The organism is Legionella parisiensis (assembly GCF_001467945.1).
Classification (GTDB): domain Bacteria; phylum Pseudomonadota; class Gammaproteobacteria; order Legionellales; family Legionellaceae; genus Legionella; species Legionella parisiensis.
On sequence record NZ_LNYQ01000012.1, the window covers coordinates 290,159 to 315,264 of the forward strand.

Consider the following 25,106-nt stretch of genomic DNA (forward strand, 5'->3'; position numbering starts at 1 on the left):
AATGTCTGATAGTACCACCATAGCCAGACCCTATGCCAAGGCAATTTTTGAATATGCTTTAGGGGAAAAAGAATTAGCTGAGTGGTCAGCACATTTGAGAAATCTTGCACATGCTGTGTTGACACCTGAGGCTGAGAAATTTATTGCAAATCCAGCAACGACTGTAGAGCAACATATCGAGTTGTTGGAGGCAGTTAGCGGTGCAAAATCAAAAGAAAACAAGCCATTAAACAATTTAATCATGTTATTGGCTACCAATAAAAGATTGATATTGCTCCCTGAAATTTATGCACTCTATGAAGCACATCGGGCAGAGCAAGAAAAAACTCTGAGCGTTGATATAAGCAGTTATTCAGATTTATCAAGCGCACAACAACAACGATTAATTGAATCATTAAGTCAGCGCTTACAACGCAAGGTCTCGTTAAAAATCAGTATTGATCCTTCCTTGCTTGGTGGAGCAATAATTCGAGCGGGCGATTTAGTTATAGATGGTTCAGTTCGTGGCAAGCTTAATAAGCTTAGCACTGAATTGGCCGCATAATTTAGAGGATAGTTTCCATGTCAGAACAAGTAGCGTTAAATCCTTCTGAAATCAGTGAATTAATCAGAAAGAAAATAGAACACTTTAGTGTAGTATCTGAGGCACGCAATGAAGGTACTATTGTTAGTTTAAAAGACGGTGTTGTGAGCTTACATGGCCTAGAAGATGTAATGGCTGGTGAAATGATCGAGTTTCCAGGCGGTGTTTATGGTCTTGCTCTTAACCTTGAAAGAGATTCAGTAGGTGCAGTTGTTCTTGGTGAATATTCTTCTTTAGCTGAAGGCCAAAAAGGTAAATGTACTGGTCGTATTCTTGAAGTTCCAGTTGGGACTGGGCTGTTAGGACGTGTTGTTGATGCTTTAGGTAATCCAATTGATGGTAAAGGACCTATTGATGCAGCGGGCATGTCGCCAATTGAAAAAGTTGCTCCTGGTGTTATTGCTCGTAAATCAGTAGATCAACCCGTGCAAACAGGATTGAAAGCGATTGATGCGATGATTCCAGTTGGACGCGGGCAACGTGAGCTCATCATTGGTGACCGTCAAACAGGAAAAACAGCAATCGCAATTGATGCAATTATTAACCAAAAGGGTACGGGCGTTAAGTGCGTTTATGTAGCAGTTGGCCAAAAGGCCTCATCTGTTGCAGCGATAGTACGTAAGCTTGAAGAACATGGCGCTTTAGAGCACACCATTGTTGTAGTTGCTGGCGCTTCTGACTCAGCGGCTTTGCAATTTATTGCACCTTATGCTGGTTGTACTATGGGCGAATACTTCATGGAACGAGGAGAAGATGCATTAATTGTTTATGATGACTTAACCAAACAAGCATGGGCTTATCGCCAAATTTCATTGTTGTTAAGAAGACCACCTGGTCGTGAAGCTTATCCTGGTGATATTTTCTATTTACATTCTCGCTTGTTAGAAAGAGCAGCACGTATTAATGCAGCGGAAGTCGAAAAGCTGACTAATGGCGAAATAAAAGGAAAAACAGGATCGTTAACTGCATTGCCAATTATTGAAACTCAAGCAGGTGACGTATCTGCATTCGTTCCAACAAACGTTATCTCCATTACCGACGGTCAGATTTTCCTTGATGTTGATTTATTCAACTCAGGTGTGCGTCCAGCAATTAACTCTGGTCTTTCTGTTTCGCGGGTCGGTGGTGCGGCACAAACAAAAATTATGAAAAAATTGGGTGGTGGAACACGTTTGGCACTAGCTCAATTCCGTGAACTCGAAGCGTTTTCGCAATTTGCTTCTGACCTTGATGATGCAACCCGTAAGCAGTTAGAACGTGGTCAGCGTATTACTGAGCTGATGAAACAAAAGCAATATTCTCCATTGTCTGTTGCAGAAATGGGTACCGCATTGTTTGTTGTTGAAAAAGGTTATTTAGATGATGTGCCTGTAAATGAAGTTGCAGCATTTGAAGCATCATTACATGACTACATGCGTAGCTCTCATCCTGATCTGTTACAACTGATCAATGAAGAAGGCGCTTACGATAATGATATTGAAGCAAAATTGAAAAAAGCTGTTGAGGAATTTAAGCGTACAGCAAGTTGGTAAGTCAATTTAAGGCGAAGTAAGATTATGGCTGGAGCAAAAGAAATCCGTTCGAAAATTTCGAGTATTAACAAAACTCGAAAAATTACTCGTGCGATGGAAATGGTGGCAGCAAGCAAAATGCGTAAAACTCAGGAAAGAATGCGCGCATCTAAACCTTATGCCAGTAAGATCTACAGTGTAGTAAAACATATTGCTCGTGCAAACTCAGAATATAGACATCCGTTTATGAGCCAACGCGAGATTAATCGTATCGGTCTTATCGTAGTCACTACAGACCGCGGTTTATGCGGTGGTTTAAATGTTAACTTGCTCCGAGAAACAGTCCGTACCATTCGTAGCTGGAAGGAGCAAGGTAAAGAAGTTGATCTTGCGGTCATTGGGCGCAAAGGACAAGCTTTTTTTAAACGAGTTGGTAGTAATGTTCTTGGCTCAAAAGAGCATCTTGGTGACACGCCAGGCATTAAAGATATTATTGGCATTGTTAAAGTAATGCTTGATGCCTTTAACAATGGCTCCATCGATGCGTTGCATGTAGTTTACAACGAATTTGTAAACACCATGACCCAAAAACCTGTTGTGAAACAATTATTACCATTGCCAAAATCAGAAGAAGACAGCACGTCAATGGGGCATCATTGGGATTATATTTATGAGCCTGATGCTAAAGAATTGCTGGATAATCTTTTAGAACGTTATATCGAATTGCAGATTTATCAAGCTGTAGTTGAGAATATTGCTTGTGAACAAGCGGCTAAAATGATTGCAATGAAAAATGCAACAGATAATGCCGGTGATTTGATTAAAGAATTTCAATTGGCTTATAACAAAGCTCGACAAGCTGCGATTACTCAAGAGTTAGCAGAAATTGTCGGTGGCGCAGCCGCTTTATAAGAGGGTATAAAATGAGCTTAGGAACTGTAGTAGAAATTATTGGCGCGGTAGTGGATGTAGAATTCCCCCGTGAGAATGTCCCTAAAATCAATGATGCATTGAAACTTGCTGATGGTGATTTGGTGTTTGAAGTGCAGCAACAGTTGGGTGATGGCGTAGTCCGTACTATTGCGATGGGAACAACTGAAGGACTTAAGCGTGGCGTAAAAGCTGTAAATACAGGCAATCCTATCCAAGTGCCTGTCGGAAAGAAAACTTTAGGTCGCATTATGGATGTTCTTGGTCGTCCAGTGGATGATGCAGGTCCTATTGGCGCTGAGGAACATTGGTCTATTCACCGTAAGCCACCAAGTTACGAAGAACAAGCTGGAAGTCAGGAATTACTTGAAACAGGTATTAAAGTTATTGACTTGCTTTGTCCTTTTGCCAAAGGAGGTAAAGTAGGTCTGTTCGGTGGTGCCGGAGTGGGTAAAACCGTGAACATGATGGAATTAATTCGTAACATTGCTATTGAACACAGTGGATACTCGGTATTTGCTGGTGTGGGCGAGCGAACTCGTGAAGGAAATGACTTCTATCATGAAATGAAAGATTCTAATGTATTAGATAAAGTCTCATTAGTTTATGGTCAGATGAATGAGCCACCAGGTAACCGTTTACGTGTTGCATTAACTGGCTTGACAATGGCTGAGAAGTTCCGCGACGAAGGACGTGATGTATTATTATTTGTTGATAATATTTATCGTTATACCCTGGCAGGGGTTGAAGTATCTGCTCTGTTAGGCCGTATGCCTTCAGCGGTAGGTTACCAACCAACGCTTGCTGAAGAAATGGGAATGTTGCAAGAACGTATTACCTCTACAAAAACAGGTTCTATTACCTCTATCCAAGCAGTATACGTGCCTGCTGATGACTTAACTGACCCGTCACCAGCAACGACCTTTGCTCACTTGGATGCTACAGTTGTATTATCGCGTCAAATTGCTGAGTTAGGTATTTATCCTGCGGTAGATCCTTTAGATTCAACTTCACGACAATTGGATCCTCTCATTGTAGGACAAGAGCATTACGATACTGCACGTCGTGTACAGCAAACATTACAACGCTATAAGGAATTAAAAGATATTATTGCGATTCTTGGTATGGACGAATTATCTGAAGAAGATAAGCGTGTTGTTACCCGTGCCCGTAAAATCCAAAGATTCTTGTCACAGCCATTCTTTGTTGCTGAAGTCTTTACTGGTTCTCCAGGAAAATACGTATCACTGAAAGATACAATTAAGGGCTTCCAAGGTATTCTTGCTGGTGAATACGATGATTTACCTGAGCAAGCATTTTATATGGTTGGCAGTATTGAGGAAGCAGTTGCTAAAGCTAAGACCTTATGAGGTAAGCAAATATGACTAGAACAACGCACTTAGATATTGTTAGTGCTGAACATGAAATATATTCCGGTTTGGTTGAAATGGTTGTTGCAACTGGAGAATTAGGCGAGATTGGTGTAACAGCCGGTCATGCTCCTTTGCTTACGGTTCTGAAACCTGGTGAAGTGCGACTCACTTTACCTGGCGGTCAACAAGAAATTTACTATGTTCAAGGTGGAATGCTTGAAGTTCAACCTAACAACGTCACTATTCTTGCTGATGTCGCTGAGCGTGCTGAGCATCTTGATGAAGCAGCTGCACTTGCTGCAAAAGCGCAAGCTGAAGCAGCAATGGCCGGCAAAGGTAGTGAAATGGATTATTCAGTTGCTACAGCGGAATTAGCACGTGCTGTCGCCCAAATCCGCGCGATTCAAAAAGTCAGAAAAATGGTTAAGTAGTAATTTTATTTATTAGAGCTTCTTTCTTTATTTAATACAGAAGGAAGCTTGTTTCAAAACCGATTCATTTGCACCTGGCGTGCTTTCTATAAATTACGCATTTTATCCACTCACGCAATTACTGATTTGTATATGGCAAAAGTGATATCATAATTCGTCTATGCAGTGTCTCTATTATCCACGCTTTAAGGTCATGATTTCACAGAGAATAGGAACTAAATTCAAGGAGCGAATTAATGAGCTTATGGAGTAGAAGATTTGTCTCATCATCTATGTTTTTAGTCGCTGCTGGTTGTTCCATGGTATCCATATACGGATTATATATAGGAGAGCAATTAACAATTTATGATTATATTTCTGGTGCATTTACTACTGTAAGTAATATCCTGTGGCTGGGAGCTAGCGCGTATGATATTTATTTAACGTGTCATCAGAAACAGGAAACGAGGCAAGGAAAAGGCACGTCAGCTAACGAAAGTGATGAGCAATCGGATGATATTGAAAAACAATTAAACTTGCGCGACGAATCATCATTGTCAAAGTACAAACCGATTATCCAAAAAATGAAAATTAAGCCCCCCTCGTTAGAAAGACGACATAGCAGTGATCATTTTTTAATTGATAAAGATCCAAGTGTTGCCGCACTACATATCAAGTTCAAATATCGAGATAAGGTTCAATCAATTCAAATACCTGAGGTTTTTTTTAAAAATAAAAGAACGGTATCTGAAGATATTAATGACGTCTTTGAAAAGAGTCTAAAAAAGAAAATTAATTAAAACAAGTTATACACCACGTTAATAAAAAAGCAATAAATTTCATAACGTTACATATTGACAACAATTCACATGAAGTGTTAAGTTAATCATAGGAAATAATAAAAAAGGAGCTAAATGATGAAAAATAGTAATTATTTTTTTGCTAATCAAGCAGATGTTGATGCGGCTCAGAATGCAGCTGAAGTCGTTCAAAATGACGTTGTAAACGCTGGAAGAATAAATGAAGCTGCTCGCGATGCGGAAGAAGGATATGAAGAGCAAGCACGCAACGGCTTAGGTCTTTGATGTATAAAATTTAGTTGTTTTTAGATGAAAAAGTCTTTAATGACAGTCGTAGGGTGACCTTAACTGTCATTTTCGGATTATTAGAGTGCGATTCCTTAGGTTAGATTTTTTTTAGATTCAGGTGATTCAATAGTCACCGTGGAAGGTTTGTATTCTAGGAAAAACTGATACCTTTTTGCTACTGTTCTTATCGGATTCAATTCCGTTTGATTCATAAGAGATAATTGCTGCGATACCCATTCCTTAAATGTGTTCATTCTCTCTGAGTTATTTGAAAAGGTATCTTTGGGGTCAATAAAGGTTTTCGCGATTTTATTAATTATTCGCTCATCAATGGGATGGTGTAAGTTAATTTCAGATAACATATCAGTACACCGTAAAATATAAGCTTGTGCGATGGCTTGTTCCCCAAGATTAAGCCCGTTGGCAAGTCCGCCATCTTGATTTAAATCAGGGCTTTCTAATAAGTTCTCTATAATAATCTCTAGATTGGCTTGCTCTTTTTTTTGAAATTCAGCTCTTAATGCATAGTGCGTCTCTAACTGCTGCAGTTGTCCGTTGAGCCAATGCAACACCTGTTCTTGCCCTTGATCTTCGAAGCTTGCGGCTATTTTTTTTACATTCAGGGTTAAGTTATTTTTACGGAATTCAGTGAAAACTTGTTCCAGAATTCTTAAGTTTTTCTCTTTGAAAGCCTGGGCAATAGCTTGTTCCGCAAATGTGAGCGGCGTGCTGTTTGGCTTTTGGGATAGCAGGCTGGTTTTTACAGCAGAAGTTGCAGTTGCAGTGTCTGAGGTTGATTCTTCACTGAGTACGGGAGGTGTATAAGTTTGATTCCAAATTTCTTTTCTTTGTGATAAGACGGTAAAAATGACCATTTCATTAGTCTTTTGACCTAGTACTCCTTTATTCAATTCAACCGTTATCCACTGTAGATAAATCCAATCACTAATTTCTTGGGGGTTTTCAAAAGTAACGGCTATTTTTTTTATTTTTTCGGGATTTAGTTTTATTCCGATTGTATCAAAGAAAAAAGCTAAAGTGTCAGCGCTAATGGAATCCTTGTTAATAAACGCCTGAGCGATGGTATATTCACCTAGGGTGAGATCATTACGAAGACCACTGTTTTTATCTAAATTGACACCTAATTCTAAAATCTTACGAACTGTAATTAAGTCTGCAGAAGGTCCATTCGAAAATTCATTTTTAAGTAGGTGATGCAACTCCATCTTTTCGAGCCTTACTTCCACCCAACTTGAAAATTTGGGAGAGTTTTCCCCCATTTTTTTTGCAATTTCATCAACATCAACGGATAAATTATTTTTGCGTAATTCCGTAAAAACTATCTCTAGAAGTTTGGGATTATTCGCGCGATATGCCTCAAAAACTGCTCGCTCGGCAAGGGTAATAGATCCATATTTTGCATTCCAAATGGTTTTCCCCTTAGAAAAAGCAGTAAAAATAATGGCGGTGTCGGGTGTTTTTCCTTGAAGTGCTTTATTAAATTGATCTTTTACCAATTCTTGGTAAATCCACTCATGGCACGTTGAGTCGGGCAGGTAATCGCATATTTCTTGGACTATGTGCTCATTTAAATGAGGTTTTGCTAAGGTAAAGAAGAAGTCTAAGGTAATAGATGAAATAGAATCTCTACTTATAAATGCTTGGACAATAAGATAAGCACCTAAAGTAAAATGACCTAATCCACTGTCTTCATTTAAGTTAATGTTTTGTAATAAAAGGTGTTCAATTCGCTTTAGGTCCGCTGCCGGGCCCTTTTCAAATTCGAGTTTTATTGAAGTATAAGCCTCAGCTTTACTAAGTTCTGGGAATATAGGCTCTATTACTATCGATTCTGAGATCGCCGACTCTTCTTCAGCCCCTTCCAACGCGGAAGGCATCGGAGGATTATTTTGTGTCGATTCGAGTGAGTTGCCGCTTATTTCAAGTAAACGCTCTTCAATTTTTTTAGTAATGAACGACTCGGAGTGTTCAAAGCTTAATGCTGCACGCGCTAATTTTTTTTGCAATTCTACGTCTTTGATTTCACTGATTAGAGCCAAAATGACATCACGATGAAAAAGGTATATTTTTTTATTATTGATGATCTTATTACACAGAGCAGTAACAAGCTCGATTTTATTTTCTTGATATGCGATGCCAATGGAAGTTAACCCTAGACTATTCTTCACATCCAGTCTTGCTCCTCGCTCCAGAAATTGGAGGAAAATGTGTTCTTCATAGATGGCTTTTACTGCTAAATGAAGAGGGGTATCGCCATTTTTATTTTGCTGATTAATGGATTGATGGTCAAAGTGTGGCAGGATGCTTTCTAATCTTCTTCTTTTATGTGTGCAGTAAGGATTGTTTTTCTTATCGGGAATAAGAATTTGGTGCAGTAGCGTGTTTCCGTCATCATCGATAACATTTTGTATGTTTATTTTATTAGAAATCGTTCTAAATAATTGGGAATGAATGAGCTCTGTTTTTTTTGATTGGAATGTAAATACTTTGCTTCCATTCCCAAAAGGAGTGCTCACAAGTTCTTCTTTCTTTTCACCAGATCCTTCTACGCGTCTTCTCTTATGATCTACATGCACTACGCTTGATGTCAGATGCTCATCTTTTATAGCGATATAATTGGAGGTTACAATGTGGCTTATATGCACTGGCGGTGAAGATAGGTTTTTTAATAATTGTTCGGCATTTTTCATCGCAACCCCATTTTGATGATCCAAACAAACATCAATGGCATCTACAACAGGCGGCAAATTCAAACCTTCGACGATAATGGCACTTTTGTACTGGTTGGGATCGTTACATTTCACTCGGGTATCTTTCAACACCACGTCAGGGGAGTATTCATCACTAAAGTAATCATCACCACGAAATTCGTAACAGTTATGAATGGTATTGTCTTTGGAATACCATGGATCTATGCCAGAACAGCTTTCTTTACTAAAATGATGAATAATGGGTTCTGAATCTTTGGAGTTAGGAGACTGAACATGCAACACGGCATTCCGCAAGGTTCCATCAGGCCACAAAACAGGTATGCTACTAAGAATTAAAACAATATTAGGGGGGAGGTCCTGAAGAACGTCAGAGGTTCTATTAATAAGCTCTTTATACTCTTCTATGCTCAAAGGAGCATTTTTTGTATAAAAGCTAAATTCATCCGTAATCAGTCGAGTTAAGCGTGTAGGCTTAGAATTATTCTTTGCACACTCCGCGAGCCCTTTTATCTGTTCAACCATCCGATCAACTCGCTGATTATCAACAATTCCATCGTTGAAAATAATAGGACGCCCTCCCTGCATTGGATTCAGAGAGTTATGATATTCACCATTTTTGCCATCCATGTCACCAATTACGACAATATTCTTTATAAAGAAACCCATAGATACGTCTTATAGAGATATTATATTTATATTCTAGGCCAGTTTTGCGTCGATGTGTTCTAATTCCGGTCGCAGTCTGTAATGTAGCTCGAGATTCTTGTTGTGTATGAAAGGAACTCTGACTCAAAAACTGCCCCCTTTTTGCCACCATTAATAAGCACTCATATTAATGAGGTAGCTGATAAGAGATCTGATAGTTCTTCAGTCGATTGGTATTCCATTGCTCAGTATCTGCAATACCTGCTCAAGAATTCTTACCAGTCAGCATCTGTTCACTTTGAGTTTCCTGAAGTTCATTTTTAGCGGCAGAAAGTTTCTCTTTTATTAGCTTGAAATGAGAGTGATCATAAGTAATATCACTGCGCATTAAATCAGTAAATTTGTGCAAGAAAATACCAACCTTAAGATGCAATTTAACAGGCTGATGTTCCTTTTTATCAAGGACTGCCTTCGCTGTTTCTGAAAAAGGAATGCCATGAGTGTGTAACTGACGTAACAGATATAAATTAGTTCGCTCCACTGTAGAAACGCTCATAGAAATTGTTTTTAAATATTCTGGCGGAATACTCTTAATAAAATAGGCTACCATGTAAGGTTGATTAAGCTTTATGGATTCCAGTAAATAGTCCATTTTTTTTTCAACACTCAAAGGTTGTTTTATAATAACTAATCGTTCAACAAGCATCCTGACACATTGGGTACTTCCGCTGTGAATGGCATCAGGTATCGCTTTATGCAGTTCATCAGCCCCTAACTCAGACTTCCTATAATAATTCATTACTTTTTTAAGTAGGCTAGGATTTCCGCCCTTCGCCGCGGCTTGAATTACTTGACCCGGATGATTAAATGGCAAAGCTTTTTTCAGCTGGAATAACTGGTCATAAATTTTTTCCCGTCCATGGGCTAAAGCATCAATAAACAGAGTTGCAAAAGTAGTTGAATCCTTATTATTACCCAATAAAGCTGCTAAAGCATCAGTGTTGTTATTTACAACAGCAATCCTTGCCGCCTTATGATCAATATCTTTTGCACCGATTGCCAGTAAATGCCGAATCACAGCGGCATCATTAATTTCAGCTGCTTTTTCCAGAGTATTAAATACGCCACCAAAATGAGAGGCAGCCACATCATTGATATTTTTTTTGGTTAAATAACGATCGTAAAGCTCGGAAATTTCGGGGAAGACTCTAGGCTCATTGTCTTCTGGATGGCGGATGACACTAACAGTCATTCCCAAAGCACCCCTATGATATCTAAGTACTTCATTATGTAACTCAGCAATCAACTCCCTTTCACTTGCAAACTCTTTTGTTCCTGAAGAATAATTGGGATCGTACACGACAAATTTATTGTCTTTCTTTCTAACAGATACGGCATGCTTAGTACCTCCAATATGCATTACTTCATTTTGTTGCAACGCAAGTGTTTTAAAAATTTCTTCCCAATTTCTATCACTGGTCGTTATGGCAAAATCAAAAGAGGATTTCATGGGTTTATTATTGAGCGTCAATGTGCGTATTGAATTGGCTTGACTTAACTCTTTATCAAATTGTTCAGGAAATAAAGTTAAAACCACATCATAGACAAATTGGTTTATTTCAGACTCCATGGCGGAATCAGGGTTTATATTTACTATCTGCTGGAGTATCTTAAAAAATTGATTTTCCTTTCCCTCCAGAACAAATTTTGCATACAAAGTCGCAAGACCGTTACAAACCCCTTCATTGTTCATTTGTACCGGCATATTATGCCATTTAAGATATAGGTTTAATCTATCAATTACCTGCTTTTGATCAACACTCTGTTTCATAATCTTCGCTCCAGTTTTAGTCCGTATTGATCCCAACAACAAAAACCGTTAGTTTTTTCCCTGCTTATTTATAAGTATATAACGTGACTATTACCTAAAACTGAATACAGTCGATTTTAATATAAACCTCGGTGATGAAGCGATTAATCCGTTCTAAATTTTGTTGTATTCAAAGAATCAAGTTAAATCAGCAGAATTTAAATACAGAGGCATAGTTTATTTCTATTGCAAAAATAAACTGGAAGAAAGGCGGTGTTTTAAAAATACAAAAGATAGAGGAGTGTTTTAATCCTCTACCTTCTGTTTTCATTGAGACAAAAATTGCTGGGAGATTAGCTAAAAACGTGAACTAAAGGAGCTTCAAAATCATCTAAATCATAAATCGATTCCCTGTACATCCTGAAGTTCAAGCATGGGTTCCTCTTCAACTACCTGTCCCTTAGGAATACCCTTAAAGAAGCCACAAGGCATACGGCCCACGGGTACAACGGTAACTTTAGGCTGGTGAGCTTCTATCGCATAACCCAATTCATTCATTAATTTGATGCCATCATAAGCAGGCTGGATATATTCAACGTCTTGGGGTTCTTGCTCAGAGTCATACCAAACTCCTGGTGTACCTCGGGGCTGTTTAAGACCTGCCATAATTTTAGAAGTATCTCTACCCATATGCTTGGCTTTAACTTCCTGGCAATTTTCTCTAACCAAATCATAAAGGTCCAACGTAAGATCCCCGGGATAAATACGGTTAAACTCGTCTACTTCCGCTAACAATGCAACTACTTCTTCATTTGGCGGCGAAACTTTAAGTCTACAGTTTTCTTGAAAACAACGGTTTAAGAGATTGACAAGTCGTTCTGCACTTTGATCTTTATGAAACTCTTTAGCCACCCCAGGATAGCCTAAATGCGCATCAAACTCTCTCAAGAGACAGAGATATTCAAACTGACACTGGTGGATATAAATCGTACTCATATAATTATAATATTCTTGAGACCAAATTGAGTTGTCATGCTGTAATTGATTAAGAAATTGATGCATTTTTCGATCTATTTCGCGTAATTTAGGTTCAATTTCTTTAAGTTTCTCTTGTGCCTCTGCACATCTATCATCGTATACTTGTTTGCAGTTGGCTTGAATCTGTATTAAGGGATTTAATGATGGAATTAAAACCCCTTTAAGTTTTCCTCTCAATTCCTCATGTGCGATTATTGAAGTCTTAGGATTATTTATTTTTTCGAGCTCAACATCACATTCCCTCCAAAGCAAGCGGCTTTTAGCGCTGATTTGGTGCATATCAACATATTCTTCAAGATTATTATTTCGTAGGCCCGTCCAAATAGCCGTAGCGCTTATCAAATCTCCTTTGCGGTAACAAGAATTCATTAATTGAATGAATAGTTCATAATAAAAGACACGCTTGGTGGGATCCTCTTGTTCTGCAACCAATAAAGTAGTCATGAGGGCTAAAGTATCAGAATAATTGCTTAAAGGGTCAATGCTGTAGGCTCCTTTGCGTTTATCTTTCGACTTATAATAGATTACATCTTCTTCACGAACATTGATAAATAATTGGCGGCAATGATTCACCAGGGATTCACTAAAATCATCCAAAAAAGCTTGAACCTGCAATGTTATTTCTGGCCTGTCGTGCTTATCGTGTTTATAAACTTGGTCGAATAAGTTATTTAAGTGATTTTCTATTGCTACGAAAGCATTGCCATTCATAATTCTGGGCATAATTTTCTCTACTAAATATTTTAGACCGTACAATAATATATCATTATTATTAAGAAACTATTAATTGGCAAAGCAAAGTGTTTTATTAGTGGACATTTAGGGCTCCATAATTCTAATTACAGTAAGGCTATAGCAGAGGCGGCTTTTACATACGATATAGTTCGCATTAACTCACGTAGTGATCTTTTTAGAGGGATTAAATACCCATTATTATGCATGTAACAATGGGAACCATGAATAGAGAGAAATAAAGTTTTTGGTATTATTTCATTTGCGACTTAATATTCATTCTTTTGCCCATTTCATAGGTGTTTTTTATTTTCTATATCTGAATAGAGAGCCACCTGATTTCTTCCATTCGCTTTTGCAAAATATAACGCTTTATCAGCTGATTCGATTAATTCCGTAGGAGTTCGGCCATGAAGTGGGTATACGGATATGCCAATAGAAATGGTGATGGGGCCGACGTGCTGTGCTCCATATTTTATTTGGAGTCGAGAGACGGCATGGCGAATGCTTTCAGCACGTGTTTTTATTGTTTTCGCATCGGTGCCATAAAAGACAACGATAAATTCTTCACCACCATAGCGAGCAGCAATATCGCCCACGCGAATATCATCTTGTAATACTTTGCCCAGTTCTTTTAACGCTGCATCACCTGCATCATGACCATAAGTATCATTTATTTTTTTAAAGTGATCCAAATCTAACATTAATATGGAAAGCGGAGTTTTAGTTCGTTCTGATTGATGAACTTGTTTGAGAAGAAAATCTTCCAAATAACGTCGATTGTATAGGCCAGTTAAAGGATCACGCATCGATTGATAACGTAAATTTTCTCTTAAGCGCACGTTTGCAAAAGCCAGCGCTGTTAATTCAGAGAATGCAGTAATTAACAGCCGTTGATTTTCCGAAAATTCAACTTGTGTTTCTTGTTTGATTTCTAGATACAATAAACCGTAAATATCATTCTGAGCCATTAAGGGTACACAAAGATAGGCTATCTGATGTTCATCGTCTGCTTTCACATGTTGGCAAATTAATTCGTTATGAGTGGGGCGTACGTGATGAATCCTGCCTAAGCGGATCGCCCAACATTGATCAGGCGGAAAAGTGGTAGACTGATGATTGGGCAAACCCCAAGTGGTGGCAATTTCAAGATAGTTTTTTGATGGATGCATGACGTATAAATAACCACTCGCAAAATGAAGCATACGTTGGCAGTATTTGCTCATAACATGACTTAATTCATCCTGGGAACTACAGGCAAGCATAATGTCACTCATTTCAACAAGAAGGGTGATTTGCTCATTTTTATCTTGCAGTGCTTGGATTCCTGCATTGAGTTTTTCGTAAGAATCTTTAAGTTCTATTTGTTCCTCAATTTGTTTTGTAATATTACGGATAATGTGTACCGCCCCATTAATTTCATTATCCTCATTAATAATTAAGCTGGAGGTGATTTCATAGACGTTACGCTTATTCTCTAGCTCAAATTCAATATTTTTTACAAATTCACCACCATTCAGAGATTTTTTCCACATCTCAAGCAATTTATTTTTGGAGCCAACATCAGAAAAGACAGTATCTAAACTCATGCCTATAGCTATAGATTTACCAAATAAACGTTTAAACTCACGCTGATATGCTTCATTAAAAATAATATAACAGTAATTATTATCAACAGCAGCTATCATATCTGTTGCGCTTTCTAAAATACTTCTTAAACGAGTCTCAACACTTTTCCTATCTCGTTCTGCTTTTTGACTTCGAGAGAGTTCTTTATTCGCTAAAAAAAATACTAATATTAAACCGCATATACTAATAATATTCCCGCTAATAATAATGGAGTTTGCCAATCTTGCATCACTTAATGCGGCGTCATTTCTTCCGTTTAATAGCACTAACTCCACAGATTTTATTTCTTGACCTAAATCTTTAATTTGATTTGAGAGGCTTACTTCTCGCCGGAAAAAATCCATTCCTTCCTGGGTATTGAGTTTGTTATTCATTTTTAATTGAATTGTTTGATTTAATTGGCCAAGCCGTTCATTTGTTAAATTAATAATGCGTGTCACTCGCTCTGCTTGGGATGGGTTATCTTTTGTTAAAGCAATTAATGTATCAAAAGTTTCTTTAAAGTTTGCTTTTGCTTTATCAAGATTTGCGATGAACTGATCATCACCGGAAATAAGATAACCTCTTTGCAGAGAATTGATGTTGAGTATCGAATATAGAATTTGATCTGTAGAATGAATGACTTGATAAGTATGGGTTACCCAACTATTCGCCTCAACTAGTTTATTTACTTGGCGATAAGAGAAGATGCTAATAATGAATACGAGCGCAAGTGCAGGTATAAAAATAAAATAAAGCAAACTCTTACTAAATCGAGAGTCGGTATTAGCAAATGGTGAATCTTGGCTTTGCTTTTTACTGTAATCCATAACATACCATTCAATCAGCTTTACTCTATTTAATTATATATCATTCTTTTTAATGTAAATTGATTGCAATGGGAAATGGTGTGAAAAGGCTTATAGATTTTAGGTTATTTACAATAACTTAGCATTTTTATTCGATAATAATACACAAAGTTATCCACAGAGAAAAAATAATTTAAAATAGATTGATTTTAAAAATCATATATTTTTCAATTTGTTACGTTGAATATGGTAATTATCATGAAGAGATATACAAAGTTATTCACAGTTTATATGCTGTTCCTCTATATGACATCATAAGGACTCTGTTAAAATTGCTTTGCAATAGAGCATCCCAATGGTTAAATAGTAATTATTAATTTCATGAATAAAAAAACGATGAATGAAGCAACAGAGCGAAAAGCATTAACTGAATTTACGGAAAAGGCTTACCTTGATTACTCAATGTATGTCATTTTAGATAGAGCCTTACCCCATATAGCGGATGGATTAAAACCAGTTCAGCGGCGCATTATTTATGCCATGTCTGAGTTGGGTTTGAAAGCGACCGCCAAATACAAAAAATCAGCACGTACGGTTGGGGATGTGCTGGGTAAATTCCATCCTCATGGGGACAGTGCGTGTTATGAAGCCATGGTATTAATGGCGCAGCCATTTTCTTACCGCTATCCTTTTGTTGATGGTCAAGGAAACTGGGGATCTCCTGATGATCCTAAATCCTTTGCAGCCATGCGTTATACGGAAGCTCGATTATCACCCTATGCGGAAGTATTACTTTCAGAATTATTACAAGGTACCGTGGATTGGGTTGACAATTTTGATGGGACATTACAAGAACCTGCATTACTGCCAGCACGCTTACCTAATATCTTATTAAATGGCGCAACAGGTATTGCCGTAGGTATGGCTTCAGATATCTTGCCGCATAACTTAACCGAAGTGGCAAATGCGTGTGTGCATTTATTGGATAACCCCCAAGCAGATTTAGCAGCCATTACTCAGTACGTTAAGGGACCTGATTTTCCGACCGAAGCGGAAATAATTACTCCGCCTGAAGCAATTGCCAGTATGTATGAAACAGGTAATGGTTCGATTAAAATGCGGGCGGTTTATAGTCAGGAAAAGCAAAATATAGTAATTACTGCTCTGCCTTATCAGGTATCTGGAGCTAAAGTAATAGAACAAATCGCGCTCCAGATGCAACAGAAAAAGTTGCCAATGGTAGAGGATTTACGGGATGAATCCGATCATGAGCACCCCACACGATTGGTGATTATTCCACGTTCAAACCGAGTTGATGCAGAAGGTTTGATGTCTCATTTATTTGCAACCACAGATTTGGAACGAAGTTATCGTGTTAACTTCAATATGATAGGACTTGATGGCAGACCTAGGGTAAAAAATTTATTGGATATCCTAACGGAATGGTTATCTTATCGCTTAACTGTAGTAAGGCGACGCCTGGAGTATCGGTTGGCAAAAGTTCTAGATCGCATTCATGTGCTTGAAGGGTTACTGATTGCTTATCTGAACATCGATGAGGTCATTGCTATCATTCGCGAACATGAACAGCCCAAGCAAGGATTAATGGCCCGTTTTAATCTCAGCGACCGTCAAGCTGAAGCTATTTTAGAAATGAAGTTGCGTCATTTGGCAAAACTGGAAGAGATAAAGATACGTGGAGAGCTGGATGATCTTTGCGCTGAACGCGATAGTTTACAAAACATTTTAGCCTCAGAGCAACGACTAAAAGCCTTAGTTAAAGACGAAATTATTAAAGACAGGGATGAGTTTGGTGATGTGCGTCGTTCGCCAATTATTGTTCGACAAGAATCACAAGCATTAAAAGAGGAGGATATTTTACCCAATGAACCAATTACTGTGGTTCTCTCCAAAAAAGGTTGGGTAAGAGCAGCTAAAGGCCATGATGTAATCGGTAGTGAGTTAAGTTATAAAGCAGGCGATGAATTTAAAGCGCAAGCCATGGCGCGCTCAAACCAACAAATCCTCTTTTTTGATAGTGAAGGCAAAGTTTATTCCTTGCCAGGCCATGTTTTACCCTCAGCACGAGGCCAAGGAGAACCTTTAACAGGTAAGCTAAATCCGGCCGAGGGGGCTTTATTCGAAGCAGTGGTTGGAGGCGAAGCCGAACAAAAGGTGTTATTAGCTTGTGATGCCGGATATGGTTTTATCGCTAAGATTGGCGATCTTTACGTAAAAAATCGTAATGGCAAAGCCTGCATTAAGCTACCTGAATCCAGTTATATTTTGCCGCCTCGCATAGTTCCTAAGCATGATGAGCTGTTTGTTGCCTGCGTTACCAGCATTGGTCGATTACTCATTTTTTCTGCCAAGGAAGTACCCGAATTATCGCGAGGGAAAGGGAATAAATTAATCAGTATCCCTGCTGCTAAAGCAGTATCGCGTGAAGAATATGTGATTGATTTACAAGTGCTTTCCGCAGATGATTCACTCACAGTACATGCTGGCAAACGGCATTTTACTTTGAAAGGAAGTGATCTGGAGCATTATAAAGGTGAGCGTGGGCGTCGAGGCAATCGATTGCCACGTGGTTTACAAAATGTGACTCAATTGCAAGTCATTACCTCAGAATAATCGCATACCCGTATGTGGACTCACGATCTGGTATAGTGATCATTTTAAAAAATGAATGCTGCTTAGCCATTAAAAACGGCTAAGCACAAAACCTTTTCTTTTAAATAGGTGACGGTATGTTGCCTTTGCGTTCGATACTTTCTTCGCGTGAATTGTTTTTACTTTCTCCAGAAAAAAGAGAATTAGGGTGAGATGAGATCGAAATAGAAGGTTTTTCGATTTCCTGTTGCCCAAAGCCTTTTTTCAGATCACTGAATATCTTTTTTTGGCAATAAAGTTCAGTTAAAGAAAAAGATAATTTCATAAATTGATGGATATCCGCTGTTGTTATAGGCATACCATTTTTTAAATTTCCACCATCCACAGTGTCTAATTTAAGGCGAGTAAGAATTTCATTGCCTCTCAATAAATTATCGTATATCTCAGATGGTATCTTATGATTTAACCACTCTTCTTCCTCTTGAGTTTTGTTGTCTTTCAAGAGAATTTCAATGATCCGTCCGGCATCTGCTGGACTAAATGAGCTTGTCATTACTTGCTGATAAAACTTAAAACATCCAGCTAAGATAAGATGTTGATCGAGAGTAAACCGCTCACTAAAAAAATTAAGTTCCAGTTTTTTGTGCTTAATCTGATTATTTAAGTGGCCAAGAATTCTATCCAAACCTGAAACTGTAGAATCTATGAATAATTTTAGATCGGTCTTAATCGCTTGTAGAGGAATGTAATAATACGAACAGTGTTTATAATTTTCGATTTTAATGAAATCAACCAGCTTCTTTAAAGATTGAGGAAATTGGAGACGCTCAATTCCAAATTGAATGGAAAACACTATATTTTGTTTATACGCTGCACCTTCATCATTATCATATTTTACCGATGGGCCAGAGTTGACCAAACATAGATTTTTTTCATCAAAGACCCAGTGACCTGGTTTAGTTAGGTCCTTATTTTTAAAGTGCATTTGAGTTCTGAAAGAACATATCTCTTGGTAACCCATTTGCGTTATAAAATTCAACACCGTCAGCCCGGATTCATGCATCCATTTTACGGTTTCGGCCATGTCTTGTTGATGATATACGCTCATATCTTGTAGCAGGAAAGACCAAGGATCTTCCTGATTTGTTTTATCATTGGAAATACATATTCGATACTTTCCTGGCTCTTGATTGCTTTCAACCACTTTATAGTGTTTAAGACTTATGAATTCACTATGTTTTTTTAAGATTTCTTGAGGCTCTTCTGGAGAATCAAAAAGGCCTGATACCATCTGACCGGTGCTTTGTCTACTTTCCCATCCATGACATCCCAAGTAACCATATTCGTTAAGTTTTTGTGCTATTGGATTAAAGTGGGACGATATATCTAATAAGTTTGTAATAACGATTCGATACTTGCCAGGTTCACGACTCTCACATATTTTATAATTAGGATGATTGTCATACCCATATTGTTTCAAAATAGCGTGAAGCTGTTCTGCGGAATCGAAGAGTGGCGAAACGATTTGAAATTTATGACCACTGGAAGAATTGCGCGCTTCCCAATCTTCGATATCTAAGTACCTATATTTTGTAACAAATTGGAAAATTTGCTCATTACAAATTTTTATCTTATCGACAGTAACTTTTTGAGATGATTCTATTGGACTTCTCATGAATATATGCCTCGTTGCTAATTAGTAGATATTGGTTTTATATCAGGGTATCCCTAATAAAAGAGCTAAAAGTATACAAGAACATTATTAATACTTTATTAAGATCAAAAAATAATCTACATGATTTATTTGTAATCATATCTTGTCGCCCAGGAGAAAAAAGGGGGAACTGAGCATGATTTAATCCTGGTCTTGATTTTGATTCAGATCGCTAAATACATACTGTTTATTTTTACAAAAAATCAAAACTTGTAAGCTAAAAGTACCCCATCGCGCAAACGCTGAGATACGTAGCTTAGTAAATGCTCATGTTTGCTGTCGGCAGTTTTATATAAGGAATAACCGATAGTAGCTGATCGCAACCTTGTTGTTTGGCAATAACAAATTGCGTATTCTCATCGGGCAAAAGTACATTCGGTCCACCTTCGTGTTTCAACATAAATTGATTTTAATTAAAAAATCATAGGTGATTATTTTAGAGATATAAAACCAATAATTGATTTACAAGTTTCCTATTTGCAAATGTAGACAATAATTAAGTTCTTGTGTATAAACAAAAAAAAAGATTATACGCTATTTTTATGCAATCAAAACAAGCAATACGCAGGTTTCATCGCTTTGAGAAAAAGAAAAGGTTAAGATGGCTAATCAATAATGAGTATCAAAAAGCGCAAGAGTCTACGCCGGCAAATCTCTATGAGAGAATTCAAGTAAACGATGCTATCAAGCAATTACCAGAATTACTGAGTTGTTTAAATAATAGGGAAAAACTTAAACAATTTCTTGCCACACGCTGGCAGAACATTAAAAAAACCTATCTAAGTTATACTTCAACACCTAATTCTCCGATGACAAAAATTTGTTGTGAAGTGGCGAATTATTTAGCGGAGCAGTCACAACTTTTATCCCCCAATTCTGCTGTCCCTGCTTTATTGTACTTGATGCCTTTCGTGAACTGTTCCTCAGATAGTCAGTATAACTATATTGAAATAAACAGCTATGTCGACGTAAGAAAATTAGCCCTAACCGACATAATAAAATTTTATATTATTATTACTACTGATCATAATGAAGATTGGCTTATTCCCATATCCTTACTAAAGCATATAGATATATCTACATCAGAGGAACTTGTAGAGAAGATTTTAATTAATCCTTTCACAGGAAAACGTCTTTCGCAAAAGGATATAGAGCGACTTACCCATCATTCAGAGATTACAGATGTGCTTATGAAATCGTATTCGCGGTTTCGTTTTTTTTCTAAGAAGTCCTCATCACTTTATAGTGCCATAGAGTTTTTAATCGAGGGTTTACGAGGAGGGGGAGAGCATGCTCTTGTTCACGGAGGAGAAAATGGCTTTGCTGGTATCAAGGCATACCTTGCTTTAGAGCAGTTTCGCAACTATTGGAAAACACTTTCGGTGGAGCAACAAAAAAAAGCCAGAGGAAATCGTAAATTAAATAGTGCTCTAACCGAGGCTATACTGAACCCGAGTTGGAGAGATAGCTGTGTTGAATCACTTGCAGAGTTTTTGACGAGAGCACTTGCAGACGATAAAGGAGAGCTAACTTCTATTTGCTTGGATAAGACAAAAATAGATTCCTTATTGGTGACTTATAAGGAAGACTTTGATCTGTATAAGAAATCATTAGAGGATGCCCTCGATAAGAGAGTAGCATATGATGGCAGGGAGATTCTTCCACTCTCCTCGTCTCAAGTAATGGAGATAGATAAAAATTCGATTCAAAATTCTCAGGATGTTTTAATCTTACTCAAAGATCTTGATCTGAGAAGTATTTCAAAACTCTGTAAACGATTTAAGAAAACAATCGCTGCATCCATTGGGAACCTCAATGGCTTAGCGGAGGTTCTTATTGGGCTAAATGAAGAGCAAATTTTTATTTTAACTCGAATAATGGCTCATCGATTCACTAAGCGACTTAATTCTGATGAATTTATAGCGCTTATAGATTTTCTTAATGAAGAAAGAGCGAATGCATTTCTTCAAGGTTTAGGCAAAAGAGTATTGAACTATATGAAATTCAATGATGAAGATTTTATGAGCCTTCAACCAAGCAAAAGAATAATTGTGTGGAATAATATTCATAAAGAATTGCTCTCTCTTTCGATAAGCATTTCCGCCATACAAGAAATAGCCAGTGCGCTCCCTCTACAACAAAGAGGTATCTATTTCAATAATGTGAAAAATAAACTAATTGAACTGTCAACGGACCTTTTATGCTGCTTTCACATTTTAAATCTTCTTTCAGAAGAACATCAAAAGGCTTATTTAGAGGCAATGTGGCCCGAACTCATTAAATTCGTTGCTGATATCACCCATTTCATGATGTTATTAAGCGTGATTGAGGGGGAAAATAAAGCAGAGTATCTAAATAAAATGGAGTGTAGGCTGGTTGGCATTACACGAGATCACGACGAATTAGAAAAGATTTTCTGGGTACTTCCTAAAGATAAAAAAGAAAGATATTTAAAAAACATGAAGGAGAACAAGGAGCAGGTATTTAATGAGTACATGAGATTAATCTGCTGTAATTTTATTAAGAAAATTAAATTACCTCGAATTGCCCAATCGGGTTTATTAGAGGAAATTAAGCATGTTCCGTCATTCAATATCGAGCTTTTTAAAGAAAAGATCAGTAATCAAGATAAAAGCTATTTTAATTGGTTCAAAGAAACAACAAATTATCTGCTCTCCAACTCTATAAGTTTAACTTTTTTTAATAGTAATAAACCAAATAGATTAGAGGATTGTTTTTATCAGGTATTGGAGGATAATCCAGATGAATTTTTAGCCATTAGAATGTTTGTATTCAATATGGAGCCAACCAACTCTCAGGGATATGTACCACAATATTGAATCGGAGCAGCCTGCTTTCTGAGGTTGATTTCAGCGTATGTTTTGTTCCATTGTAGGTCACATCACGTTTTCAATTTTTTTACTGAGAACGGCACTTAAGTAATTGGGTACATGCATACCCGTATTTTCTGCTGATATGGCTAGCAACTGATTTTGAATGGCTTTTTGCATGCTTTGATCTGTGGTTTCTAAAAGTTGGATGAGCAAACTCTCTTTTAACTCATTCTCTTTTGATTGGGGTTTAAAAAAAGAATGAGAATTATCGGAAGTTGCTTTCTCAAAAAACAATGCACGTAAAACCAACGTATTTATTGGTTCTTTATTAAGCGCATCGATACACGGTGGGTTTTCCGCTTTGAATAACTCTTCTAACAAAATTTCTTTCGCTTGGGGGTTATTCAGTATTCTGCTAAGCACCTCTGTTCGTTCTTGCTCTTTCAGTTGAAAAAAAACACTAGGTTCTTCCGCAGTAAACTCAAAAACCTCCCCAGATATTTCATAGGTGGGGATAGTGAACAATATTTTTAATCCTTGCTGCAATATGTACTCATCAGATTCATTTTCCATTATTTGCAGTAAAGGTATTAACATATCTTTACGTGGTTTTTCCTCATAAAAAAAAGCACTTAGACTTAACATGACATCAAGAGCCTCTTTTTTTTCTTCCGATGTTAATATGTTTGTATCTATCCATGATAAGGAATTTAGGTAATCGTTTATGGGGTGTGCTTCGATTGTAATATCTTCTTCTTTTCGATTTATAAGAACAATACCAACTTCCTGTGAAGTCGTTTTTTGTAAACTGTTAAGTATAATTGGGGCAGGTAATTGAATATTTAGAGATGGATATTGTTTATGAATTTCGTAAAAAAAAGGCATGACATCATATACTTCCAAATCAAAAATTTCATGTATGTTGTTAATAAGGCATTCTATCATTGCGTTTCTTTCATCGTCAGTATCTGCACTTTTGAGATAAAATTCGATATGACTACATAATGCCTTATGACTCAGGAATTTTTCTTTCTGCCGCCCTTCACTTTGTGTATAAAAATCAAAATCGTTTATGAGATTTTGAATAAAGTATTGATATCGTTCAAGTAAACTCATTCCTATTAAAGAATTAATGTAGTCAATAATATTAATCGCCAAGTTTTTCTTCAGAATGAGCTCGGCTCGTAGTGATTGGATCTCTACTTGCATTTTCGACTTATTAATTGAATAAAACTCAGCCAGTTCTTTGGGCGAGATGGTTTGACTCGCATTTTTAGTGAGCCATTCGTGAAGGGTGGGGTAGCTTTGAGTAAAAGATGTTAGTGAGTCATAGAGTTTTTTCTTCCAGGGCATGGCTTGATAAAACGGAATTTTTGCTAAAGATAATGCCTCTGAAAGGCTTTGATCGCCCGTCAAAAGATTCACGGATTCTGATGCTTCCATTAATGCTTGTACGGATTGTGGGTGTAGAGGAAAAGGATTGAAAACTCGAATTACTTTATCCGAGTCGTTTTTTTGAGTTTCATATTCTACTTCATTAATTTCTTTTGCAACCAATTGAGTTTCATTTTTTTGATAAACAAAATAGCGAGTAGTGCCGGCGTGAGAGTATGTAATAACTACTTTATTAAAATCTTTTATGTCATCCATAAAGTTTTTTTCAAGTAGTGCATCTATTTTATTTTCCACATCAATATCATTCCCTCCAGGCAAGAGAGGGATAACCACATCCACTTGTTTTCCAGGGCTATTATGGGCCGCAAAAGCTATAAAGTGTGCAGGATTTGCCCCTGTTTTGGAGCAGCCAATTTTATTAAAATAGCCAAAATACAGACCTTCATTTTGATTAAGATCACGGGGCAATTTTGCCAGATCAGTCAGATGGAGTCGCTGAAATAAATTTTCTTGGGAAGGGAGGGGGTGATTAATGAAAATTCCTAAACATTTTTCTCCAATGCCAGTACTCACATACATAGATCCCGCTACTGTATTGACAAAACCTTTGCTATTATGTTGATGAAGAATATCGTAGTCATACTCTACCAGTGAAATAACCCCACTTTTTTTTGATCTTGCCATTATGTCTGAGATTAATGTTGCCGTATTTAAATTAAGGAAATGAGGTGTCGGATAGAGAATGATGAGATCCGCATCACTAATATTTTGTTCTAAACTCTTTTTTCCTTCAGGGGTATTAAATTTTTTTATTAATTCATAGCTCATTTCCCCGTGAAATAAATTTTTAACAGCCTCTTCATCTTCTGTGGAACCGGTATCAACAATTACTTTAACATCGATCTCTTGTCCTAGTTGTTTAAATTGTTCCTGCAGAAGCCTTTGTAATTTCGCTGCTGAGCTTGGGTCTCCTAAAGTCTTTTGCGGAGCGTGCGTCATTATGATTATTTTAGCCATATTATTTTTCAAATAAATTAAAAATTTAGCTTATGGGGTTAATTATATACTAAATTGTACGGTTTTTTGCTGAATCAAAGAGTCGAAGAAAATATTCTATGAACTAGAGAAGTTTTCATATCAGAAGCAGCTAGTTACACTCAATGTGGGGAAGTAGATACTGTTCATTATTACCAGATTAATAAGGTGGCCGCGCTACCCAATAAAGGGCTACGATCCTTAAAACTACAGTATTTAATCTAATGATCTATCAAATAATTCATA

15 protein-coding genes are annotated in these 25,106 nt (G+C 37.3%); 9 read left to right on the plus strand and 6 right to left on the minus strand.

Annotation, left to right across the window (positions count from 1 at the left end):
- Window position 1 precedes the first annotated feature (1 nt).
- The 7 genes from Lpar_RS04020 (at window position 2) to Lpar_RS18735 (ending at window position 5,892) form a co-directional block, all read left to right on the plus strand.
- Window positions 2-544 carry a F0F1 ATP synthase subunit delta gene (locus Lpar_RS04020; RefSeq protein ID WP_058516699.1) on the plus strand — a complete coding sequence of 181 codons (543 nt, stop codon included), beginning with the start codon at window positions 2-4 and terminating at the stop codon, window positions 542-544.
- 17 nt (window positions 545-561) lie between these two features.
- Window positions 562-2,115 (plus strand): F0F1 ATP synthase subunit alpha, encoded by a 1,554-nt coding sequence (atpA, locus tag Lpar_RS04025; protein WP_058516700.1) that lies wholly within the window; start codon window positions 562-564, stop codon window positions 2,113-2,115.
- A 24-nt stretch (window positions 2,116-2,139) separates the two neighbouring features.
- Window positions 2,140-3,006 carry a F0F1 ATP synthase subunit gamma gene (gene atpG / locus Lpar_RS04030; protein ID WP_058516701.1) on the plus strand — a complete coding sequence of 289 codons (867 nt, stop codon included), beginning with the start codon at window positions 2,140-2,142 and terminating at the stop codon, window positions 3,004-3,006.
- Window positions 3,007-3,017: 11 nt separating this feature from the next.
- Window positions 3,018-4,394: a F0F1 ATP synthase subunit beta gene (gene atpD / locus Lpar_RS04035; protein ID WP_058516702.1), complete on the plus strand. Its 1,377-nt coding sequence runs from the start codon at window positions 3,018-3,020 to the stop codon at window positions 4,392-4,394.
- An 11-nt stretch (window positions 4,395-4,405) separates the two neighbouring features.
- On the plus strand, window positions 4,406-4,828 hold the full coding sequence (locus tag Lpar_RS04040; RefSeq protein ID WP_058516703.1) for a F0F1 ATP synthase subunit epsilon: 423 nt from the start codon (window positions 4,406-4,408) through the stop codon (window positions 4,826-4,828).
- Between the two features lie 236 nt (window positions 4,829-5,064).
- Complete coding sequence (locus tag Lpar_RS04045) at window positions 5,065-5,607, plus strand: hypothetical protein (protein WP_058516704.1); 543 nt, start codon at window positions 5,065-5,067, stop codon at window positions 5,605-5,607.
- 114 nt (window positions 5,608-5,721) lie between these two features.
- On the plus strand, window positions 5,722-5,892 hold the full coding sequence (locus tag Lpar_RS18735; protein WP_156416188.1) for a hypothetical protein: 171 nt from the start codon (window positions 5,722-5,724) through the stop codon (window positions 5,890-5,892).
- A 95-nt stretch (window positions 5,893-5,987) separates the two neighbouring features.
- On the opposite strand, the gene Lpar_RS04050 is transcribed toward Lpar_RS18735, so the two are convergent.
- The 4 genes from Lpar_RS04050 to Lpar_RS04065 all read right to left on the minus strand — a co-directional run bounded on the left by Lpar_RS04050 (window position 5,988) and on the right by Lpar_RS04065 (window position 15,290).
- Entirely contained in the window at window positions 5,988-9,293 is a 3,306-nt protein-coding gene (locus tag Lpar_RS04050; RefSeq protein WP_058516705.1) for an ankyrin repeat domain-containing protein, read from the minus strand.
- A 244-nt stretch (window positions 9,294-9,537) separates the two neighbouring features.
- Window positions 9,538-11,103: a hypothetical protein gene (locus Lpar_RS04055; protein ID WP_058516706.1), complete on the minus strand. Its 1,566-nt coding sequence runs from the start codon at window positions 11,101-11,103 to the stop codon at window positions 9,538-9,540.
- A 375-nt stretch (window positions 11,104-11,478) separates the two neighbouring features.
- A complete protein-coding gene (locus Lpar_RS04060; protein ID WP_058516707.1) occupies window positions 11,479-12,843 on the minus strand; it encodes a RasGEF domain-containing protein in 1,365 nt (454 codons plus the stop codon).
- A 302-nt stretch (window positions 12,844-13,145) separates the two neighbouring features.
- The gene (locus Lpar_RS04065) at window positions 13,146-15,290 is read right to left on the minus strand and encodes a diguanylate cyclase (protein WP_058516708.1); all 2,145 of its coding nucleotides are present in this window, start codon (window positions 15,288-15,290) and stop codon (window positions 13,146-13,148) included.
- A 360-nt stretch (window positions 15,291-15,650) separates the two neighbouring features.
- Between Lpar_RS04065 and parC the strand changes: the two genes are divergently transcribed.
- Window positions 15,651-17,903: a DNA topoisomerase IV subunit A gene (parC, locus tag Lpar_RS04070; RefSeq protein WP_058516709.1), complete on the plus strand. Its 2,253-nt coding sequence runs from the start codon at window positions 15,651-15,653 to the stop codon at window positions 17,901-17,903.
- Window positions 17,904-18,003: 100 nt separating this feature from the next.
- Here the strand turns inward: parC and Lpar_RS04075 are convergent, their stop codons facing one another.
- A complete protein-coding gene (locus Lpar_RS04075; RefSeq protein ID WP_058516710.1) occupies window positions 18,004-19,557 on the minus strand; it encodes a hypothetical protein in 1,554 nt (517 codons plus the stop codon).
- Between the two features lie 581 nt (window positions 19,558-20,138).
- On the opposite strand from Lpar_RS04075, the gene Lpar_RS04080 reads away from it, so the two are divergent.
- Complete coding sequence (locus tag Lpar_RS04080; RefSeq protein WP_058516711.1) at window positions 20,139-22,436, plus strand: hypothetical protein; 2,298 nt, start codon at window positions 20,139-20,141, stop codon at window positions 22,434-22,436.
- A gap of 57 nt (window positions 22,437-22,493) precedes the next feature.
- Here Lpar_RS04080 and Lpar_RS04085 read toward each other — a convergent pair whose 3' ends face one another.
- Window positions 22,494-24,842, minus strand: a complete 2,349-nt coding sequence (locus Lpar_RS04085; RefSeq protein WP_058516712.1) for a hypothetical protein — start codon at window positions 24,840-24,842, stop codon at window positions 22,494-22,496.
- Window positions 24,843-25,106: the final 264 nt, after the last annotated feature.

What these genes read in the sequence shown, in the direction of transcription:
- Lpar_RS04075 (WP_058516710.1), bottom strand. Translation starts at nt 19,557, where the DNA reads ATGAGAAGTCCAATAGAATCATCTCAAAAAGTTACTGTCGATAAGATA.
- Lpar_RS18735 (WP_156416188.1), top strand. Translation starts at nt 5,722, where the DNA reads ATGATGAAAAATAGTAATTATTTTTTTGCTAATCAAGCAGATGTTGAT.
- Lpar_RS04065 (WP_058516708.1), bottom strand. Translation starts at nt 15,290, where the DNA reads ATGGATTACAGTAAAAAGCAAAGCCAAGATTCACCATTTGCTAATACC.
- Lpar_RS04020 (WP_058516699.1), top strand. Translation starts at nt 2, where the DNA reads ATGTCTGATAGTACCACCATAGCCAGACCCTATGCCAAGGCAATTTTT.
- atpA (WP_058516700.1), top strand. Translation starts at nt 562, where the DNA reads ATGTCAGAACAAGTAGCGTTAAATCCTTCTGAAATCAGTGAATTAATC.
- Lpar_RS04060 (WP_058516707.1), bottom strand. Translation starts at nt 12,843, where the DNA reads ATGCCCAGAATTATGAATGGCAATGCTTTCGTAGCAATAGAAAATCAC.
- Lpar_RS04085 (WP_058516712.1), bottom strand. Translation starts at nt 24,842, where the DNA reads ATGGCTAAAATAATCATAATGACGCACGCTCCGCAAAAGACTTTAGGA.
- Lpar_RS04050 (WP_058516705.1), bottom strand. Translation starts at nt 9,293, where the DNA reads ATGGGTTTCTTTATAAAGAATATTGTCGTAATTGGTGACATGGATGGC.
- Lpar_RS04040 (WP_058516703.1), top strand. Translation starts at nt 4,406, where the DNA reads ATGACTAGAACAACGCACTTAGATATTGTTAGTGCTGAACATGAAATA.
- Lpar_RS04045 (WP_058516704.1), top strand. Translation starts at nt 5,065, where the DNA reads ATGAGCTTATGGAGTAGAAGATTTGTCTCATCATCTATGTTTTTAGTC.
- atpD (WP_058516702.1), top strand. Translation starts at nt 3,018, where the DNA reads ATGAGCTTAGGAACTGTAGTAGAAATTATTGGCGCGGTAGTGGATGTA.
- Lpar_RS04080 (WP_058516711.1), top strand. Translation starts at nt 20,139, where the DNA reads ATGCAATCAAAACAAGCAATACGCAGGTTTCATCGCTTTGAGAAAAAG.
- atpG (WP_058516701.1), top strand. Translation starts at nt 2,140, where the DNA reads ATGGCTGGAGCAAAAGAAATCCGTTCGAAAATTTCGAGTATTAACAAA.
- Lpar_RS04055 (WP_058516706.1), bottom strand. Translation starts at nt 11,103, where the DNA reads ATGAAACAGAGTGTTGATCAAAAGCAGGTAATTGATAGATTAAACCTA.
- parC (WP_058516709.1), top strand. Translation starts at nt 15,651, where the DNA reads ATGAATAAAAAAACGATGAATGAAGCAACAGAGCGAAAAGCATTAACT.